Below are 18640 nucleotides of genomic sequence, written 5' to 3'. Positions count from 1 at the left end.
AAATTCCCATCTGCCCATCCTATGGCCGCCCATCCTATGGCCGCGCGCCTGATGGCCGCCCTGCTGTTGTCCGTCGCGGCGGCAGCCTGTGCCCCCACGGTCAAGATCGAAGCGCCCGACAAGCCTATCGAGATCAACCTGAACGTCCGCATCGAGCAGGAGGTGCGGGTCAAGCTGGAACGCGACGTCGACGACGCCATCCGCAACGACCCCGCCCTGTTCGGCCTGCCCGCGGACTCCGTGACCTATCCTGCCAAGGGGAAACAGTGATGACGACCCTTCCCATCACCCGCCGCCGCTTCAACCGGCTGGCGCTGTCCGCCGTGGCAGCCGGGCTGTTGGCCTCCGCCCTACCGTCGCTCGCCTTCGCGCAGGATGCGCTGGCCGCCGCCAAGGCCGCCGGCCAGATCGGCGAGCGTCCGGACGGGCTGGTCGGCGCCGTTCCCGGCGCGCCCGCCTCCGCCCAGGCGCTGGCCGAGCAGGTGAACGCCCAGCGGCTCGCCCGCTACCGGGAGATCGCCAAGGGCAACGGCACGGCGCTCGACAAGGTTCAGGCCGTCGCCGGCCAGCAACTGATCGAGCGCACCCCCGCCGGCCAATTCGTGATGACCGCCGCCGGCCAGTGGCAACGGAAGTGACCGACGCGGCCACCGTCGCCGACCTGCGCCGCCGTCTGGCTACCAAGCCGGGCGACGGCGCGCTGCTGGCCGCTCTGTTCGCAGCGCTCGATGCGGCAAGGCAGGCTGGCACGCCGGAGGAGGCGGTCGCCCGCTCCAACTTCGGCGAGGCGCTGCGCCGCCAGGGCCGGCTGGCAGAGGCGGAGGCCCATCACCGCAAGGCGCTGGCGTGGCTGCCGGACTTCGGCGGCAATCATTTCAATTGGGGCGTGACCCTGCAGGCGTTGGGCCGCCCGGCGGAGGCCGCGTCGGCCTATGGCGAGGCCGCGCGCCTGATGCCGCGCTTTGCCCCGGCGCCCTGCAACCAGGGTGTCCTGCTGCGCGAGCTTGGCCGGCTGGACGAGTCCGAGGCTGCCTTGCGTCGCGCGATGGCGCTCGACCCGATGCTGGTTCCGGCGCGGCTTGCCCTGGCGGCGCTGCACCGCGACCGCGGCGACCTGGACCGTGCGGTCGCGGGATTCCGCGCCTGCCTGTGCCTGCGGCCCGATCTGGCGGAGGGGCAGGCGAACCTCGCCCTGACCTTGAAGGAGCGGGGGCAGCGAGGCGGAGCGAAAGACGATGCCGCCAGTCTAACGGGATTCGAGCGCGCTCTGCGCATCGGCCTGCCCGACCCCGGCGGGGTGCTGGCGCAGCTGGTGCAACAGCGCCGGCATCTCTGCCGCTGGGATGGGCTGGAGGTGCTGTCCGCCAAGCTTGTCGGGCTGGTGCGGGAGGGGCGGACCCAGCAGGTCCATCCCTGGATCTTCCTTGGCGAAGGGGCGGGGCCGGCGTTGGAACGGGTCTGCGCCGAGCGCTATGCCGCCTGGAAGACCCGCGGTTTCGAACCGGCCTTCCCGATTCGCACCGCCCGCGGCGCAAAGCTGCGCATCGGTTATCTTTCCGCCGACTTTCACGAGCACGCCACCGCGGTGCTGATCGCCGAACTGGTCGAGCGGCACGACCGCGGGCGGTTCGAGATCGTCGGCTGCTCCTACGGTCCCGACGATGGCGGGACGTTGCGCCGGCGGCTGACCACGGGGTTCGACCGCTTCCTCGACCTGTCCGCAATGACGGACGACGCGGCGGCGCATACGATCCATCGGGCGGAAATCGACATACTGGTGGACCTGAAGGGGCATACCCAGGGCGCCCGGCCCGGCATCGCCGCCCGCCGGCCGGCGCCGGTGCAGGCGCAATGGCTGGGCTATCCGGGAACGACGGGCAGTCCGGCCATCGACTACGTCATCGCCGATCCGGTGGTGGCGCCGGCCGATCATCAGAGCTTCTACAGCGAGCGAATCGTCCATCTGCCCGACAGCTACCAGCCGAACGACCGCAAGCGTGCGATCGGGCCGGTGCCCAGCCGTGCCGACTGCGGCCTGCCGGCGGAGGGAGTGGTCTTCTGCGCCTTCAACGCGCCCTACAAGATCGGGCCGGAACTGTTCGACCGCTGGTGCCGCATTCTGCAACGGGTGCCGGGATCGGTCCTGTGGCTGCTGGAAGGACCGGCGGAGGTCACTGTCAATCTGCGCCGCGCCGCGGCCGACCGAGGAATCGCGGCGGAGCGGCTGGTCTTCGCCCCCCGCCTGCCCGGCGCCGCCCATCTGGCGCGGCATCGGCTGGCCGACCTTTTCCTCGATTCGAGCCCGGTCGGCGCCCACACCACTGCGAGCGATGCATTGTGGGCCGGGCTGCCGGTGCTGACGGTGCCGGGCCGCTCTTTCGCCGGGCGGGTCGCCGCCAGCCTGCTGTGGGCCGTCGGTCTGCCGGAACTGGCGGTGCCGGATTGGGACGCCTATGAGACGACGGCGCAGCGTCTGGCCGAAACGCCGATGGAACTGGCCGCGCTGAAACGTCGGCTGGAGGAATCGCGTGCGACCGCCCCGCTGTTCGACACCGACCGCTTCGCCCGCTCGATCGAGGCTGCCTACCTCGCCATGTGGGATGTCCACGCGGCGGGCGGACCGCCGCGCGGGTTCACGGTTCCGCTTCAGGGATAGGCGCAGCGGTCCGCCGTGACCTCCACGAAGGAGCGCTGGGAGGCGGCGAAGGTGAAGCGGTATTCGCTGTTGTCGACCACCAGCGACTGGTGCAGCGGCAGCACGCCGGCGACCGTCGCGGTCTTGCCGCCGATGCCGGTGATGCGGATGGTCACCGGCTGGCCCGGATCGAACCAGCTTTCGGCATTGCCCTGCGTGTTGTGGGCGGACTGGCCTTCGCCCGTGATGGTCACGGTGCCGTTGCCGAAGGTCGCGCCGCGCGCCCCCCCTTTCAACAGCGGAGTGCTCAGCGTGAAGCGCTTGGTTTCGGCGGGCTGGCAGTTGCGCTGAACCTGAGCCTGGGAGATGACGAAGGACAGGCGGTTGGCGTCCAGCCCGCTCTTCAGACGTTCCGACACCAGCTGTGTCAGCTTGGCGAGGTCGCCGGTCGGCACCTCCCGCTGCAGGCGGCCTTCCAGCTCGGCGGAACGCGCCTCCGCCGTGCGGGCGGCATGCTGCATCTGTGTGGCCAGCAGTTCCAGTTCCGCCTTCTGGCGCGACAGGGTGGCGATCTCCTCCCGCAGGGTCACGTCGCGGCCCTTCAGCTGCTCGATCCCCATCTGGTAGGAGAAGAGCCCGACGCCGAGAACCAGTGCGGCAAGCAGCAGGAACTTGATCACGCCGGCCCGCATGCGCCGGCGGTACCGTCGTTCGTAGTCGTAACGTCCCAGGGTCATGATATCGGTCGCGGCGGGCTGTCTCGTCGGGCGATATGGCTAACGGCAACGGCCAAGGGATGCAACCCCTTGGCCGTCCGTTTAGCCGTGATGGCTTGTCGCTCCCGGCTATGGGCGCGCCGATTCTACTGGTTGGCCGAGCTGCCGCCGAGGAAGCCGGCGTTCAGGCCGGGGCTCTTGAACTCGCCGACATTCTTGAAGACCAGACGGAAGAAGATGGTGTTGCCGTCCTGCTCGCCGGTGGTGCTGACCGTGTAGTCGCGGCGCGCGATGGTCTGGAAAACCAGGCATTCATCCGCATAGGACAGGACCGCCAGGCTGGACCGCGGACCGGGCTGCGGTTCCATCGCCTGGGTGTGGCTGACGCCGATGCTCCAACGGTCGGTGAACTGGGACGACACGCCGAACGATGCCTGTTCCACCCGGTCGCGGGTGACCGCGGTGCGCGACCTGGTCTGGTCGACATAGGTATAGGAGGTGGACAGCCGCAGGAGAGGCACGCCGGCCGAGGCGTTCAGCGAGTGGCGGCGCGGCCGGAGCGACTCATGGTCGATGCGGAAGCCGTAATTCACGTCCAGCCACTCGGCGGGCTGCAGGTCCAAACGGCCGACATAGTCGGACACGCTATCCTCCAGGCCCGAGCCGCCGGTGAAGCCTGCGCCGGTTTCGGTCAGGCGGCGGCTCTGGCCCAGGAACAGGCTGGCCGACCCCTGGGTGTTGCCGTAGATCGCGGTGCGCAAGCCGTAGGTGAAGCGCATTCCGTCGTCCAGCCGGTCGATACCGGTGAAGCGATTGGGCTGCAGCAGGTTCACCTCGTCGAACTCGATGTCCTGGCTGTCCTCGTTCGGGAACAACCGGCCGTTCGGCAGCTTCGGCGCGAAGGTCAGCTGGCCGATCGGCTCGATCAGCTGGGAGGAGGTTTCGCCATAGCGGACGAAAGGATAGCGGACGGTCGCCTGCCCCTGCGGGAAGAAGCGGAAACGGCTGATGTTGTCGTCGCCGCGGACCGTCGGGTCGTTGTTGTTGAACTGCTGCGCCGTGTAGCCGGCGACCAGGACGCTGCCCGACAGGGTGGTGACGAAGCCGGCGTTGGAGACGATGTTGCGCTCCCATCCCGGCTGCACGACGACGCGCTGGGTATCAGGTCCGGCATTCTGGAGGCGCGAGACGCCCAGCAGGCTGGTGTCCAGCGACCAGCGGCCGCCGAACAGGCTTCCCGGCTCGCCCAGCGCATTGTATCGCGCATCGGGCAGGGCGACCGGCTCGGGAATCGGGTTCCCGTAACGCATGTCCTGGAAGCTGTAGCCGGTGATCGCCGCATAATTCCGGCCGCGGAAGCCCTCAACGAAGGCCTTGCTGGTCAGATAGTCCTCGCGGAAATCGTAATAGCGCCGCAGGAAAGTCGGGTCGCTCGCGCGCTTGATGTCGAAGCCAGCGCGCCAGGTCTCGTCGATGTCGAACAGGCCGCGCGCGGCGATGTAGCCGCGGTTGCGCGTCTCCTTGGGCGCCGTGGTGCTGTTGCCGCCGTCGCCGCGGGTGATGGCGCCTTCCAACTCCAGCCGGCCGTTCTCGAAGCGCTTGCGGTACTGGCCGCCCAGCAGCGGCCCCTGCTGCGAATAGTAATGCAGGTCGAAGGTCGCATCCTGGTCCGGCCCGATGTCCCAGTAGTAATGGGTCTTGAGGATCGCGCCCAGGTTGGAGCTGTTGCCGGCGGACGGCGTCAGGAAGCCGCTCTTGCGGTCGACTGAGGGATCGGGGTGCGACAGGTAGGGCGTGTAGGCGACCGGGATCCCGAAGATCTCCATCGTTGCGTCGCGATAGCGGACCTCGTGCTCCTCATTGTCGTGCACGATGCGCACGGCACGGATCTGCCACAGCGGCGGACGGGTCGGGTCTTCCTTGCAGAGGTCGCAGGGGCTGTAGACGCCGCGGTTGACGCGCGTCAGACGGCCCTCGCGCCGCTCGCCCTCGGTACCGGCCACCCGGCCGTTGTCGGTCATCAGGACGCGGATGTTCTCGATGAACACGTCCTTCAGGTCGTCGGTCAACTCGGCGTAATCGGCGAAGATGATGTCGCCCGACGGCTCCACCAGCCGGATCTTGCCGGTGGCGGTGACGACCTTGGTCTTCTGGTTGTAGGTGATCTTGTCGGCGCGGACGCTGCGCTTGCCCTGCGCCAGTTCGACGTTGCCGCTGGCGGTGACGAGGCTGTTCACCTCGTCGAAGGTCACCTGGTCGGCGGTGAGCAGCACAGGGTCCTGCTTTTGCGCCGTCGGGCTCGCCGTTCCGCCGGCCGCTCCATTGCCGGCTCCCTGCCCGGTGGTGGCCCGGGTAGCGGCCTGGGCGGCGGCCGGCTTCGTTCCGGGAACCGGGGTGGCCGGCGACTGGGCCTGCGCCATGTCGGTGAGGGCCAGATCCACGGCGGCGACCCCGCACGCCACCATCAGCCCGACGATGCCGGAGCGAAGGATGGGATTGGCGGCGGTCGGAGCTTTGGCGCGGGCGCGCCGGGAGACGTGCTTGGGCATGGCGGAACGATTGGGGGAAGCGAAAGCCCAAGTCAACGGTTTCAAGACCCTGCCGCGGGCAATGTCACCGTGTCGCCGTCCGCCCTGTGGCAGCAACGCCGCAGCCCCCGCCGCCGGAGCGGCGGCAGGAGCTGCGGGACTTCATCCAACCTGTTTCAAACGACCCGGAAGTTCTTGAACTGCCAGGGATCGTCCTCGTCGATGTCCTCCGGGAACAGGGTGTTGCGGTCCTGCAGAGGAGTCCAGTCGCCATAGGCACCGACCACCTCGCCCAGATAGGGGGAGGCGATGTCCAGGACCCGGCGGAAGTCGACCTCGTCCGGTTCCACCACACCCCGATTCGGGTTCTCCAGCGTCCAGACGATCCCGCCCAGAACGGTGGACGTCACCTGCATCGAGGTGGCGTTGTTGTAGGGGGCCAGCGACCGCGCGGTGTCGATGTCGAGCCGCGAGCCGTACCAGTAGGCGCCCTTGGGGTGGCCCATCAGAAGCACGCCCAACTCGTCCATGCCGCCGGTGATCTCGTGCATCATCAGGCGCTGTTCGGCTTGCATGTTGTAGTTCTTGCCGACCAGTTCGTGCAGCGACATCACGGCGTCGTCGCAGGGATGATAGGCATAGTGGCAGGTTGGCCGGTAAACCACCTTGCCGCCCTCGCGCACCGTGAAATAGTCGGAGATCGAGATCGCCTCGCTGTGGGTGATGAGGAAGCCGTGGAACGGCCCCTCCAGCGGGGTCCAGGTGCGCACGCGGGTGGCGGCGCCCGGCCGCATCAGATAGATGGCGGAATCGCAGCCGAACTCGTGCCGGCGCCCGTCGGGCGGCAGCGCCTTCTCATGCGTGCCCCAGCCGAGTTCGGCCGGCTGGCAGCCCTCGCTGACGAAGCCGTCGATCGACCAGGTGTTGACGAACTCGCCGATCTGCTTGGGCTGGTTCGACACCTGGGTGTCGCGCTCCGCCACATGGATGGTCTTGATGCCCAGCTTCTGCGCCAGCCGGCCCCAGCCGTCGCGGTCGGTGGGAACGTCGGTCTCGACACCGGTGTCGGCGGCGATGTTCAGCAGCGCCTGCTTGACGAAATGCGACACCAGCCCCGGATTCGCCCCGTGGGTGATCAGGGCGGTCGGGCCGCCTTCGAAGCGGCTGCGCAGTGCCAGCGCCGTTTCGCGCAGCGCATAGTTGGAGCGTAGCGACGGCGACAGGGTGGAATCGGTGTAGCCGCCCGCCCACGGTTCGGTGCAGGTGTCGGTGTAGAAGGCGCCGACCCGCTGGCAGAATTCGATCAGCGCGACCGACGAGACGTCGACCGACAGGTTGACGAGGAAATCGCCCTTGTCGATCAGCGGCTTCAGGACCTGGAAGAAATTGTCGTTGTCGAGCGGGTTGTTGTGGAAGGCGACGCCGTAATGCTCCGCCTCCTCGCGCCCTCGCTCCTCGGCGGTGACGATGGTGATTCGGTCGGCGGTAAGTCCGCCGATGTGACGCAGAAGCAGAGGCAAGACACCCTGGCCGATCGAACCGAATCCAACGATGACCATGCGGCCTGTGAACGTGCAGAGCTTCGTGTCCAGGGCCATGATTTTTTGTCTCCCCGAGGTAGTTTAGGCCAACGACATGAGCCGGCGCTTCCGCCCACTTCGGAGAAGTGGGAACGGAACGCGCCGGACCGGTGAATGTTACGGGTGTCTTTACGCTTTATCCACAGATTCCGGCGGCGCAATCAGGCTGCGCAGGAGCGCAATCGATAGCCGGGGGTGGCAAGCAGCGGCGCGTCCGACACTTCCACGACGCGCGCCTGGTCGAAACCGTTGAAGGCCGTACGCAGGCAGGAGCCGTAGGCGCCCAGCTGACCGAGTTCGATCCAGTCCCCGGCCTTGACGTCGGCCGGCAGGTGGAAGGGGCCGTTCATCTTGTCGGCGCTGTCGCAGGTCGGGCCGTAGAAGCTGAAGGCAGCATCCTCGGCGTCGGTCATCGCCTCGAACGGGCGAATCAGCCGTGCCGGGAAGCGGAAACCCGGCACGCCGGCGTCCGACAGGGCGCCATAGACGCCGTCGTTGATGAACAATTCGCTGCCGCGCCGCTTCACCACCTGCACCACCAGCGAGACGCCGGGGGCGACCAGGGCGCGGCCCGGCTCGCACCACAGGCGGCAGTGCGCCGGCAGGTCAAGGGCGGCAACGCCGCGGGCGATGGCGGCCATGAAGTCGCCGAGCGGCGGCGGAGTGACGCCCGGATAGGACACCGGGAAACCGCCGCCGACGTCCAGCACGTCGATGGCGACGCCGCTCTCGGCGATGACGCGGCCGGCCAGTGCGATGGCGCGCTCGTAGGCCGACGGGTCGAGCATCTGCGAACCGACATGGAAGGACAGCCCGACCTTGGGCGCCGCGGCGCGGGCGGCGCGCAGCAGTTCCACCGCATCGGCCATGGCGGCGCCGAACTTGCCGGACAGGTCGTAGACCGCATTGCCCTTCGGCAGCGCCAGGCGCACGACGAGGCCGAGGTCGGCGGCGTCGTCGGTCTCCTCCAGGATCTTGTCCAGTTCCTCGCGGCTGTCGAGGACGAAGTCGCGGACGCCATACTGGTGATAGGCGTTGCGGATCGCCTGACGGCCCTTGACCGGATGCATGTAATGCAGGACGGCGTCCGGGAACATCTGGCGGATCAGGCGGATCTCACCGGGGGAGGCGACGTCGAAATGGCGCACGCCGCCGGCCCACAAGGCGCGCAGCACCGCGGGTTCCGGGTTGCACTTCACGGCATAGAGCACGTCGCCGCCGCGGGCGACGGCATCCGTCGCCTCGGCGAAGGCAGCCAGGAAGCTGCCGGCTGTGTCGGCCAGCACGCCGGGGCGGATGCAGTGCATCGGCTCTTCCGGACGGTGCAGGGCGACGGCCTGCGCCACCGTCGAACGGCGGCCGCTGGACAGCGAAACGACGCTGCTGTCGTTCAGGCCGACGCGGCGCAGCGGGGTGACGGCGGAACGGGAACGCAGGAAACCCATGGCGCACTCCTATCCCCGGACGGCGGCGTGCAAACCGGCCCGGTGAGCAGACGGCGATCCCCGGCCGCGCCTTGAACCGGCCAGCACAAGGCTGTGGCACGGGAGGTGCAGCGGAATCGGCGATGATCGGATTTGGGAAGGGGGGAGACGGAAAAAGCCGGTGCGAGCAGCGGCCCCGGGCTGTGAAGCTCCAGGCAACAGCGCGTCGTTTACCGGCTAAAGGGCTACCGTCTCACAGCCCCACCGTGGGCAGCGTACATACTGACCTCCCTCTCGGGACCGGCCCACTGGAATGGCCGGTTCTGCCAAAAAGGACGCGGTACGTCGTAGCATAACCACAGAGGGCCATAGGCACGTGCGGGTGCGTCGTGCCGATTGATTTACGCTATTCCGTCCGTGATTCAAGTGAAATTTTTGGGGCGCGAATAAGGCGGAGTCAGGCCGCCTCCACCGTCCCGGGTTCGAACGGCGAGAACCGCGCGGCGATGGTGTCGCCGGTCGGGCTGGCGATCCAGCCGTCCGGTCGCGTGAAGAAGCGGATGGCGGTGAAGCGGGGCCGCGGCCCCATGTCGAACCAATGCGGCGTGCCGGCGGGAATGCTCAGCAGGTCGCCGGCCTCGCACACCACGCGGAACACCCGGCGGTCGAGATGGATGTAGAAGGCGCCGGTTCCTTCAACGAAGAAGCGCGCCTCGTCCTCGTCATGGGTGTGCTCGTCCAGGAATTTGGCGCGCAGGGCTGCGATGCCCTCCGTTGCCGGAGTGACGCGCACCACGTCGACGGAGCGGAAACGGCGCGCCTCCTTCAATGCCTCGACCGGTGCGGCGTAGGCCGCCAGCACCGCATCGCCGTCGGCGGAGGCGGGCAGGGGGGTGCCGGCGGTCCAGCGTTCGAACAGGATGCCGCCATGGGCTAGGTGCCCGGCCATCAAAGCGGGATCGGCCGTGCTCAATTCCGGCCGGAGGGCGTCGTTCTCCAGATAAACGGTCAGGTGACTCAATGCGCTCACTCCTGCCGAACCAATGTACACACCCTGAAGTGATGCTGTTCGCGACGCAATAAGCGGCATTGCAAGCGCGACCGTTCGTCGCGCGATCAGCGGCTGCGCTGGAGCCCCACGGTCACGGCGACCGCAATCACCAGCAGCAGCCCGACGAAGGCCGCCACCCCCGTCCATCCGTAGTCATGCCAGAACAGCCCGCCCAGCGTCCCGGCCAGCGTGGAGCCCAGATAGTAGCAGAACAGGTAGATGGACGAGGCCTGCCCGCGCGCCGCCGTGGCCCGGCGGCCGATCCAGGCGGACACGATGGAATGGGCGCCGAAGAAGGCGAAGGTGAACAGGGCGATGCCGGGGGCGATGGCGAACAGGCTGTCGAGTTCCATCAGGACCAGCCCGCCCACCATCAGCGCCACCGCCGTCGCCAGGGTGCGGTTCGACCCGAAGCGTCCCGACCAGCCGCCGAACAGCGGCGAGCTGACGACGCCGAAGCTGTAGACCAGGAACACAGCGCCGACGACCGCCGGCCGCAGATCGAACGGCGGCTCGCTGAGGCGGAAGCCGATGTAGTTGAAGACGGTGACGAAGCCGCCCATCAGCAGGAAGCCCAGCGAGAACAGCCCGAGCAGGGCCGGATCGGTCAGCAGCCCGCGCCAAGCCCGCACCAGCGCCTTCATCCCGGCGGCGCGGCGGACGAAATGGCGCGAGGGCGGCAGGGCGAACCAGACGGTGACCGCGGCGGCCACCGCCAGCGCGCCCACCACCCCGACCGCCAGCCTCCAGGTGCCGAGATCGGTGACGACAGCCGTCAGCACGCGGCCGGACATGCCGCCGATGGCCGTCCCGCCGATGTAGAGCCCCATGGCGACGCCCGCCGATTTCGGATCGACCTCTTCGGAGACATAGGCCATGGCGACGGCGGGCAGGCCGCTCAGCGCCAGCCCTTCCAGCGCCCGCACCGCCAGGAAGCCATGCCAGTCCGGCATCAGCGCGCCGACGATGCCCAGCAGGCCGGCGGCGAGCAGGGCCGCCACCATCACCGGCTTGCGCCCGATCCCGTCGGAGATGGCGCCCGCCACCAGAAGCGCACCGGCCAGCACGCCGGTGGTGAGCGACAGCGACAAGCTGGATTCCGCCGGCGTCACCCCGAACTCCCGCACGAAGTCGGGCAGCAGCGGCTGGACGCAGTAGAGTGTCGCGAAGGTGGAGAAGCCGGCGACGAACAGGATGCGGCTGGCGCGGCGATAGGCGGGGGTGCCGGCCTGCAGATAGGCGGTTTCTGCATCGGCCTGGGCACCGGTCTCGATCTCGTCGCGCACGCGATGGGCTCCATGCTCTGGTTTTCGCGCCGGTTGCTGCAGCGCACCGGCGACATTGCCCTGTGGCGGCCCTCCGTTCCAACATCCGCCGCGGCGCAGCGGCCATGCCGTTCGTGCAGGTCCCTATCAGGAGTGGTGCCGCCACGGCCTTGTACTGGACCTTCGCCGGGGCGCGCCGTATAACCAATCCCCCACACAATTCGTTGATTGTTCGAGCCATGCACGACCTTCGCGCCATCCGTGAGAATCCCGAAGCCTTCGACCGTGGCCTTGGCCGCCGGGGACTGGCGCCGATGTCGTCCTCCGTGCTCGACCTCGACGGCCGCCGCCGCGCCGCGCAGACCCAGATGCAGGAGATGCAGGCCCGCCGGAACGAGGCGGCGAAGGAAGTCGGCCTCGCCAAGCGCGAGGGCCGCGACGCCCAGCCGATCTTGGACGAGATGGCGGCCCTGAAGGACCGCCTGCCCCAGGTGGAGGAGGAGGAACGCGCGCTCGGCGCCGAGCTGGACGCCCTGCTGGCCGGCCTGCCCAACATCCCGGCCGACGACGTGCCGGAGGGGCCGGACGAGACCGCCAACGTCGAGGTCCGCCGCTGGGGCACCCCGGCCGACATCGCCAACCCCAAGCAGCATTACGAGTTGGGCGAGGCGCTGGGCCTGATGGATTTCGAGGCGGCGGCCCGCATGTCCGGCGCCCGCTTCACCGTTCTGAAGGGCGGGCTTGCCCGGCTGGAGCGCGCTCTCGCCGACTTCATGCTGGACATCCACACGTCGGAGCATGGCTTCACCGAGATCGCCCCGCCGCTGATGGTGCGCGACAACGCCCTGTTCGGCACCGGCCAGCTGCCGAAGTTCGAGGAGGATCTGTTCAAGACCACCTCCAGCGACCATTACCTGATCCCGACCAGCGAGGTGCCGCTGACCAACCTGGTCAACGACCAGATCGTGGCGGCGGAGGAGCTGCCGCTGCGCTACACCGCGCTGACCCCCTGCTTCCGGGCGGAAGCCGGGTCGGCCGGGCGCGACACCCGCGGCATGATCCGCCAGCACCAGTTCTGGAAGGTGGAGATGGTCGCCATCACCACGCCGGAGCAGTCGGAGGACGAGCACCAGCGCATGACCCGCTGCGCGGAGACTATTTTGGAGCGGCTGGGCCTGCCCTACCGCACCATCGTGCTGTGCACCGGGGACATGGGCTTCTCCTCGCGCAAGACCTATGACGTCGAGGTGTGGCTGCCGGGCCAGAACGCCTACCGCGAGATCTCCAGCGTGTCCAATTGCGGAGATTTCCAGGCGCGGCGGATGAAGGCCCGTTGCAGGGCCAAGGGCGAGAAGCAAACTCAATTCGTGCACACCCTCAACGGATCGGGTGTGGCGGTCGGGCGCTGCCTGATCGCGGTGCTGGAGAATTACCAGCAGCCCGACGGTTCCATTCTGATCCCGGAAGCGCTCCGTCCTTATATGCGCGGAGTGGAGAGGATTTCGATCTGATGTTCAACTTGCCGCTCGACCTGTCCCAGACGCGCATCCTCGTCACCAACGACGACGGTATCCATGCGCAGGGATTGAAGGTCCTGGAAGCCATCGCGCGCGAACTGTCCGACGACGTCTGGGTGGTGGCGCCGGAGATGGAGCAGTCGGCGGCCAGCCATTCGCTGACCATCAACCGGCCGCTGCGCCTGCGCAAGCTGGACGAGCGCCGCTACACCGTGGACGGCACGCCGACCGACTGCGTTCTGCTGGCGGTCAACCATGTGATGAGGGACTCACGTCCGACGCTGGTGCTGTCCGGCGTCAACCAGGGCTCCAACATCGGCGAGGACGTGACCTACTCCGGCACCATCGCCGCGGCGATGGAGGCGACGCTGCTGAACGTGCCGGCCATCGCCATGAGCCAGCATTACGAGCCGGGCCAGCCGATCGACTGGTCCGCCGCCGCCGCCCATGGGGCGGCGGTGGTGCGCAAGGCGGTGACGGTGGCCTGGCCGAAGAACGTGCTGCTGAACGTCAACTTCCCGGCCCGCCCGGCCGAAGAGGTGACGGGCATCCAGGTGGTGCGCCACGGCAAGCGCAAGATCGGCGACGAGCTGTTCGAACGCGTCGACCCGCGCGGCAAGCCCTATATCTGGATCGGCACGTTGCGCGGCGAAGCCGACGTGTCCGACGACACCGACATCCATGTCGTGTTCAACGGCGGCATCTCGGTGACGCCGATCTACCTCGACCTGACCCACACGCCGACGCTGCAGACGTTGAGGCAGGCCTTCGTGTGACCTACAACCCGCGCAAGATCCGCTTGCTGATGGCCCTTCGCGGGGCCGGCGTCACCGACACCCGCGTGTTGGCGGCCATCGAGCGGATACCGCGGGAACTGTTCGTTCCGGACGCCTTCCAGGACCGGGCATGGGAGGATGTGGCGCTGCCGATCGATCTGGGCCAAACCATCAGCCAGCCGCTGGTGGTCGGGCAGATGACCCAGGCGCTGGACCTGCACCCGCGGCACCTCGTGCTGGAGGTCGGCACCGGGTCCGGCTATCAGGCGGCGGTGCTGTCGCGGCTTTGCCGCCGGGTCTTCACCATCGAGCGGCTGAAGCCCCTGCTGCACGAGGCGGAGGCCCGGTTCAAGGCGCTGGACATCGGCAACATCACCACGCGGCTCGGCGACGGGACGCGCGGCTGGCCGGAGGTGGCGCCCTTCGCCCGCATACTGGTCACAGCCGCCGGTGGGCCCGAGCCGCCAAAAGACTTGACGGATCAACTCGCCGTTGGTGGTGTCATGGTCATTCCGCTGGGAACCGATCACCGCGACCAAAGGGTCGTGCGTTTCCGGCGTTCCGAAGCTGGCCTTATCCGGGAGGACCTGTGGCCCGTCCGTTTCGTTCCGCTGCTGTCCGACCCGCCACAACCGGTCCGTTCCGCATGAGACCCGTCATGTCCGCTCGCCTTTTGCCGGCCCTGGTCCTGTCCACCGCCGTTCTGGCACTCGGTGCCTGCGAACGGGTGGGTGGGCTGGCCCCCTTCACCCATGTCTCCGAGGCGCCGGACTCGGCCGGCGGGGCGGTCACCGTGCAGAAGGGGGACAGCGCCTACAGCCTGTCCCGCCGCTACAATGTGCCGCTGCGCGACCTGATCGAGGCGAACAAGCTGGCTCCGCCCTACCGTCTGGAGGTCGGGCAGAGGCTGGTCCTGCCGACGTCGCGCCAGTACATCGTGCAGAAGGGCGACAGCCTCTACAGCATCTCGCGCATGCACAACGTCGATGTCAGCGAGCTGACGCGGCTGAACAACCTGACCCCGCCCTACGCGGTTCAGGCCGGCCAGCCCCTGCGCCTGCCGGGTGCGAATGACGGCAGCGGCACCATGATGGCCTCCGGCGGGGCCGTGCCGCTGACGCCGCAAGGGGCGCCGTTGGGAGCGCCGCAGGGCTCGCCTGCCGGGCGCGGCTCCGTCCAGACGTCGGAACTGCCGCCGCCGGGCGCATCCTCTTCCGGCGGCATTTCCGCCACGCCGCTGCCGCCGTCGAAGCCGGGCAGTGCTGCCGAACCGGCGCCGGTGCCAACGGCGCAGGCCCCCGCGGGCGACACGGCCTATCAGCCGGGACAGGCGCCGACCATGCTGCGCCCGCCCGGAGCGAAGCCGACACCGACGCCGATCCCGGCGCCCTCCGCCGCGCCTGCGCCCGCCCCGCAGCAGGAGGTCGCAGCCGCACCGCCGCCCAAGCCGGAACCGAAGGCGGAGGCCGCGCCCCCGCCGCGCGGCGGAGGCCGTTTCCTGTGGCCGGTGAAAGGCAAGCTGCTTTCCGGATTCGGTCCCAAGCCGGACGGGCTGCACAATGATGGGCTGAACATCGCGGCGCCGAAGGGCACCGCGGTGGTCGCCGCCGACAACGGCGTGGTCGCCTATGCCGGCAACGAACTGCGCGGCTTCGGCAACCTGCTGCTGCTGAAGCATTCCGATGGCTGGATCACCGCCTACGCCCATCTCGACAAGATCGAGGTGGAGCGCGGCGCCACGGTGAAGCGGGGGCAGGTGATCGCCCGGGTCGGCCAGACCGGCGGCGTTTCCTCGCCCCAGCTCCATTTCGAGCTGCGCAAGGGCAGCCAGGCCGTCGACCCGAGCGATCAGATGGACCGCAAGGTCAGCGAAGGGGCTGCCCGAGGCGACCGGCCAGGTCCTGGATGAACTGCCAGGCCACCCGGCCCGACCGGCTTCCGCGCGTGACCGACCATTCCACGGCCTCCGCGCGCAGCCGGTCGGCCGGGATGTCCAGGCCGAAATGGCGCACATAGCCCTCGATCATGGCGAAATAGGTGTCCTGGTCGCAGTTGTGGAAGCCCAGCCACAGCCCGAACCGGTCGGACAGCGACACCTTCTCCTCCACCGCCTCCGCCGGGTTGATGGCCGTCGACCGTTCGTTCTCGATCATGTCGCGCGGCATCAGGTGGCGGCGGTTGGAAGTGGCGTAGAACACCACATTGTCCGGCCGCCCCTCGATTCCGCCGTCCAGCACCGCCTTCAGCGACTTGTAGTGCGCGTCGTCATGGTCGAAGGACAGATCGTCGCAGAACAGGATGAAGCGGCGCGGCTCGCCCTTCAGCCGGGCCAGCAGGCTGGGCAGGGTGGGGATGTCCTCGCGGTGGATTTCCACCAGTGCCAGTTCGCCCGGCCGCTCGCTGCAGATGGCGGCGTGGGCCGCCTTGACCAGCGAGCTTTTGCCGGTGCCGCGCGCGCCCCACAGAAGGGCGTTGTTGGCGGGCAGGCCGGCGGCGAAACGCCGCGTGTTGTCCAGCAGGATCTCCCGCTGCCGTTCGATGCCCTGCAGAAGCATGATGTCGACGCGGTTGACCACCGGAACCGGCTCCAACCGGTCGGGATCGGGATGCCAGACGAAGGCGTCGGCCGCGGTGAAGTCCAGCGGGCGGTCCGGCGGCGGGGCCAGCCGATCCAGCGCCTCTGCGATGCGGGTCAGCAGCGGAATCAGGGCCTGATCGGCACCGGAGGGCCCAGCACCGGAGCCAGTGATGGATTGCGACATAATTCTCCGGATATTTTTTCTGGATGTTCCATGGAAAGTGGGCGCCTGCGCAGCCATCTTTCCGACGCCTTCGCACCGTAACACAGCAGGGCAAGCGCACAAGCCGTGGGGCGCCTGCGGATTGTGGCGCATCACCATTGCATCCCGGTCATGGGCGTTTATAGTCGCGGCGTCCCGGCGGAACGCCGATCCGGTGCCGAGACCAAACCTGTAAGGAGCTTCCAGATGTTCGTTTCGACGGCTTATGCACAGACGGCGGCGCCGGCTGGCGGCGGCGGTGACATGCTCGTCCAGTTTCTGCCGCTGATCCTGATCTTCGTCGTCTTCTACTTCCTGCTGATCCGTCCGCAGCAGAAGAAGATGAAAGAGCATAAGGCCATGCTGTCGGCCATCCGCCGCGGTGACCGCGTCGTGACCGGCGGCGGCATCATCGGCATCGTCACCAAGGTCGGGTCCGACGACGAACTGACCGTCGAAATCGCCGAGAACGTGCGCGTGCGCTGCCTGCGCTCCACCGTGAATCTGGTGCTCGCCAAGACCGAGCCGGCCGGCAAGTCCGGCGGCGACGCCACCCCCGCCGCCACCCCGGAAGGCGAGGCCAAGCCGGCCGACGCCCCCGCCGCCGGCGGCATCGGCAAGCTGTTCGGCCGCAAGTAAGCCGCAGCCGGGTTCCTCTCACGCGGGCCAGCCCGAAGGCGCTTCCCGTCCGGACAGGCCGGCCGCCGCTTACCCGCGGCGGACCGGTCGCACCGGTTTGGGTGTCTGATCGGATTCGAGTGACGCATGCTCTATTTTTCGCGCTGGAAGATTTACCTGATCCTGGCGACCTGCATCGCCGGCTTCGTCATGATGCTGCCCAACTTCCTGGGCCGCGATACGCTGGCGGCGCTGCCGTCCTGGTACGCGAATAGCAAGGTGTCGCTGGGCCTCGACCTGCGCGGCGGATCGCATCTGTTGCTCGAGGTCGACATGGCCACCGTCATCCGTGACCGGGTGGAAGGGCTGGTCGACGGCGCCCGGCAGCAGCTGCGCACCGCCAATGTCGGCTACACCGCGCTGAACGCGGGCGACCGCGCCGTGACCGTTCAGCTGCGCGACCCGGCACAGGCCGAGGACGCGGTGAAGGCGCTCCGCCAGCTGGCCAGCCCGGTGGGCGCCACGGCGCTGGGCGGCGGGCAGCCGGACCTGACCGTCTCGATCGACGGTGCCACGGTGACCGTGGCGCTGAGCGAGGTCGCGCTGCGCGACCGCGCCACCCAGGCCATCGAGCAGTCGATCGAAATCGTCCGCCGCCGCATCGACGAGACCGGCGTGAACGAGCCGACGATCGCCCGCCAGGGCAACGACCGCATCCTGGTCCAGCTGCCCGGCGTGGAGGATCCCGACCGGATCAAGCGCCTGCTCGGCACCACGGCCAAGATGACCTTCCGGCTTGTCGACGTGAACGCCGACCCCAACAGCGGCCGCGCCCCTCCGGGATCGGAGATCCTGCCGTCCACCGAAGGCGACCGCTACCAGTCGAAATACGTCATCCGCAAGAAGGTCGAGGTCGACGGCGCCACGCTGCAGAACGCGTCGGCCGGCACCAACCCGCAGACCGGCGAATGGGTGGTGAACTTTGAATTCAACACGGCGGGCGCCAACCGCTTTGCCGAAGTGACCAAGCAGAATGTCGGCCGGCCCTTCGCCATCGTGCTCGACAACAAGGTGATCAGCGCGCCCGTCATCCGCGAGCCGATCACCGGCGGACGCGGCCAGATCAGCGGCAACTTCAACGCCGCCAATGCCAACGACCTTGCCGTCCTGCTGCGCGCCGGCGCCCTGCCGGCTCCGCTGAAGGTGATCGAGGAGCGGACCGTCGGCCCCGACCTGGGTGCCGATTCGATCCGCGCCGGCCTGACCTCCGTCGCCGTCGGCTTCGCCATGGTCTGCGTCTATATGATCGCCAGCTACGGGCTGTTCGGAGCCTTCGCCTGCTTCGCGCTGTTCGTCAACATCGTGCTGACGCTGGCGGCGCTGTCGCTGCTGCAGGCCACGCTGACGCTGCCGGGCATCGCCGGCATCCTGCTGTCGCTGGGCCTGGCGGTCGACGCCAACATCCTGATCAACGAGCGCATCCGCGAGGAGACGAAGAAGGGCCGCGGCGTCTTCGCGTCGATGGAGGCCGGCTTCAGCCGCGCCTACAGCACGATCGTCGACTCCAACCTGACGACGGCCATCAAGATGGCGCTGCTGTTCATCTTCGGCACCGGCGCCATCAAGGGCTTCGCCGTCACCATCACCTTCGGCATCCTCATCTCCATGTTCACCGCCACGGTGCTGGTGCGCCTGATGATGGTGACGTGGCTGCGCCGGACGCGTCCGGCCGTGTTGCCGGTCTGAGAGG

The 18640-nt window shown here is 68.4% G+C and carries 16 protein-coding genes; 9 read left to right on the top strand and 7 right to left on the bottom strand.

The genetic code is table 11. From position 1 onward, the window contains the following. Positions 1 to 36: 36 nt before the first annotated feature. From ACWPKK_RS06115 to ACWPKK_RS06105, 3 genes are read left to right on the top strand one after another with little or no spacing between them, the layout of a single operon-like run. Complete coding sequence (locus tag ACWPKK_RS06115; RefSeq protein WP_452001828.1) at positions 37 to 270, top strand: YnbE family lipoprotein; 234 nt, start codon at positions 37 to 39, stop codon at positions 268 to 270. After that, on the top strand, positions 270 to 638 hold the full coding sequence (locus ACWPKK_RS06110; protein WP_452001825.1) for a YdbL family protein: 369 nt from the start codon (positions 270 to 272) through the stop codon (positions 636 to 638). The genes ACWPKK_RS06115 and ACWPKK_RS06110 overlap by 1 nt, the downstream gene beginning before the upstream one ends. Further along, positions 635 to 2656: an O-linked N-acetylglucosamine transferase, SPINDLY family protein gene (locus ACWPKK_RS06105; protein ID WP_452001822.1), complete on the top strand. Its 2022-nt coding sequence runs from the start codon at positions 635 to 637 to the stop codon at positions 2654 to 2656. Before ACWPKK_RS06110 ends, ACWPKK_RS06105 begins: the two co-directional genes overlap by 4 nt. On the opposite strand, the gene ACWPKK_RS06100 is transcribed toward ACWPKK_RS06105, so the two are convergent. The 6 genes from ACWPKK_RS06100 to ACWPKK_RS06075 form a co-directional block, all read right to left on the bottom strand. Further along, positions 2647 to 3372 carry a hypothetical protein gene (locus tag ACWPKK_RS06100; protein ID WP_452001819.1) on the bottom strand — a complete coding sequence of 242 codons (726 nt, stop codon included), beginning with the start codon at positions 3370 to 3372 and terminating at the stop codon, positions 2647 to 2649. The two genes, ACWPKK_RS06105 and ACWPKK_RS06100, sit on opposite strands and share 10 nt — an antisense overlap. A gap of 125 nt (positions 3373 to 3497) precedes the next feature. Beyond that, positions 3498 to 5900 (bottom strand): LPS-assembly protein LptD, encoded by a 2403-nt coding sequence (locus ACWPKK_RS06095; RefSeq protein ID WP_452001817.1) that lies wholly within the window; start codon positions 5898 to 5900, stop codon positions 3498 to 3500. Between the two features lie 155 nt (positions 5901 to 6055). After that, positions 6056 to 7477, bottom strand: a complete 1422-nt coding sequence (locus ACWPKK_RS06090) for a homospermidine synthase (protein WP_452001814.1) — start codon at positions 7475 to 7477, stop codon at positions 6056 to 6058. Between the two features lie 143 nt (positions 7478 to 7620). Continuing rightward, the gene (locus tag ACWPKK_RS06085) at positions 7621 to 8904 is read right to left on the bottom strand and encodes a type III PLP-dependent enzyme (protein WP_452001811.1); all 1284 of its coding nucleotides are present in this window, start codon (positions 8902 to 8904) and stop codon (positions 7621 to 7623) included. Between the two features lie 436 nt (positions 8905 to 9340). After that, complete coding sequence (locus ACWPKK_RS06080; protein WP_452001808.1) at positions 9341 to 9913, bottom strand: 1,2-dihydroxy-3-keto-5-methylthiopentene dioxygenase; 573 nt, start codon at positions 9911 to 9913, stop codon at positions 9341 to 9343. A gap of 86 nt (positions 9914 to 9999) precedes the next feature. After that, complete coding sequence (locus ACWPKK_RS06075) at positions 10000 to 11220, bottom strand: MFS transporter (protein WP_452001805.1); 1221 nt, start codon at positions 11218 to 11220, stop codon at positions 10000 to 10002. A 218-nt stretch (positions 11221 to 11438) separates the two neighbouring features. On the opposite strand from ACWPKK_RS06075, the gene serS reads away from it, so the two are divergent. The 4 genes from serS to ACWPKK_RS06055 are packed head-to-tail and all read left to right on the top strand — an operon-like array spanning position 11439 to position 15401. Further along, the gene (gene serS, locus ACWPKK_RS06070) at positions 11439 to 12710 is read left to right on the top strand and encodes a serine--tRNA ligase (protein WP_452001803.1); all 1272 of its coding nucleotides are present in this window, start codon (positions 11439 to 11441) and stop codon (positions 12708 to 12710) included. Beyond that, positions 12710 to 13492: a 5'/3'-nucleotidase SurE gene (gene surE, locus ACWPKK_RS06065; protein ID WP_452001800.1), complete on the top strand. Its 783-nt coding sequence runs from the start codon at positions 12710 to 12712 to the stop codon at positions 13490 to 13492. The genes serS and surE overlap by 1 nt, the downstream gene beginning before the upstream one ends. Then, entirely contained in the window at positions 13489 to 14142 is a 654-nt protein-coding gene (locus ACWPKK_RS06060) for a protein-L-isoaspartate(D-aspartate) O-methyltransferase (protein WP_452001797.1), read from the top strand. Before surE ends, ACWPKK_RS06060 begins: the two co-directional genes overlap by 4 nt. Before the next feature lie 8 nt (positions 14143 to 14150). Continuing rightward, the gene (locus tag ACWPKK_RS06055) at positions 14151 to 15401 is read left to right on the top strand and encodes a peptidoglycan DD-metalloendopeptidase family protein (protein WP_452001794.1); all 1251 of its coding nucleotides are present in this window, start codon (positions 14151 to 14153) and stop codon (positions 15399 to 15401) included. Here the strand turns inward: ACWPKK_RS06055 and ACWPKK_RS06050 are convergent. Next, a complete protein-coding gene (locus ACWPKK_RS06050) occupies positions 15358 to 16254 on the bottom strand; it encodes an ATP-binding protein (protein ID WP_452001791.1) in 897 nt (298 codons plus the stop codon). The genes ACWPKK_RS06055 and ACWPKK_RS06050 overlap by 44 nt on opposite strands. 225 nt (positions 16255 to 16479) lie before the next feature. Between ACWPKK_RS06050 and yajC the strand changes: the two genes are divergently transcribed. Then, entirely contained in the window at positions 16480 to 16911 is a 432-nt protein-coding gene (gene yajC, locus ACWPKK_RS06045; protein ID WP_324870448.1) for a preprotein translocase subunit YajC, read from the top strand. 126 nt (positions 16912 to 17037) lie between these two features. Further along, positions 17038 to 18636, top strand: a complete 1599-nt coding sequence (secD, locus tag ACWPKK_RS06040; protein ID WP_452001787.1) for a protein translocase subunit SecD — start codon at positions 17038 to 17040, stop codon at positions 18634 to 18636. Positions 18637 to 18640 lie beyond the last annotated feature (4 nt).

Source organism: Azospirillum largimobile, from assembly GCF_977007025.2.
The sequence above is the reverse complement of the archived record's forward strand: the minus strand, read 5'-3'. Positions and strand labels throughout refer to the sequence as shown.

Coding starts and splice junctions, on each gene's coding strand:
- ACWPKK_RS06115 (WP_452001828.1), top strand. CDS start 37: ATGGCCGCGCGCCTGATGGCCGCCCTGCTGTTGTCCGTCGCGGCGGCA.
- ACWPKK_RS06110 (WP_452001825.1), top strand. CDS start 270: ATGACGACCCTTCCCATCACCCGCCGCCGCTTCAACCGGCTGGCGCTG.
- ACWPKK_RS06100 (WP_452001819.1), bottom strand. CDS start 3,372: ATGACCCTGGGACGTTACGACTACGAACGACGGTACCGCCGGCGCATG.
- ACWPKK_RS06095 (WP_452001817.1), bottom strand. CDS start 5,900: ATGCCCAAGCACGTCTCCCGGCGCGCCCGCGCCAAAGCTCCGACCGCC.
- ACWPKK_RS06090 (WP_452001814.1), bottom strand. CDS start 7,477: ATGGCCCTGGACACGAAGCTCTGCACGTTCACAGGCCGCATGGTCATC.
- ACWPKK_RS06085 (WP_452001811.1), bottom strand. CDS start 8,904: ATGGGTTTCCTGCGTTCCCGTTCCGCCGTCACCCCGCTGCGCCGCGTC.
- serS (WP_452001803.1), top strand. CDS start 11,439: ATGCACGACCTTCGCGCCATCCGTGAGAATCCCGAAGCCTTCGACCGT.
- surE (WP_452001800.1), top strand. CDS start 12,710: ATGTTCAACTTGCCGCTCGACCTGTCCCAGACGCGCATCCTCGTCACC.
- ACWPKK_RS06055 (WP_452001794.1), top strand. CDS start 14,151: ATGTCCGCTCGCCTTTTGCCGGCCCTGGTCCTGTCCACCGCCGTTCTG.
- ACWPKK_RS06050 (WP_452001791.1), bottom strand. CDS start 16,254: ATGTCGCAATCCATCACTGGCTCCGGTGCTGGGCCCTCCGGTGCCGAT.
- yajC (WP_324870448.1), top strand. CDS start 16,480: ATGTTCGTTTCGACGGCTTATGCACAGACGGCGGCGCCGGCTGGCGGC.
- secD (WP_452001787.1), top strand. CDS start 17,038: ATGCTCTATTTTTCGCGCTGGAAGATTTACCTGATCCTGGCGACCTGC.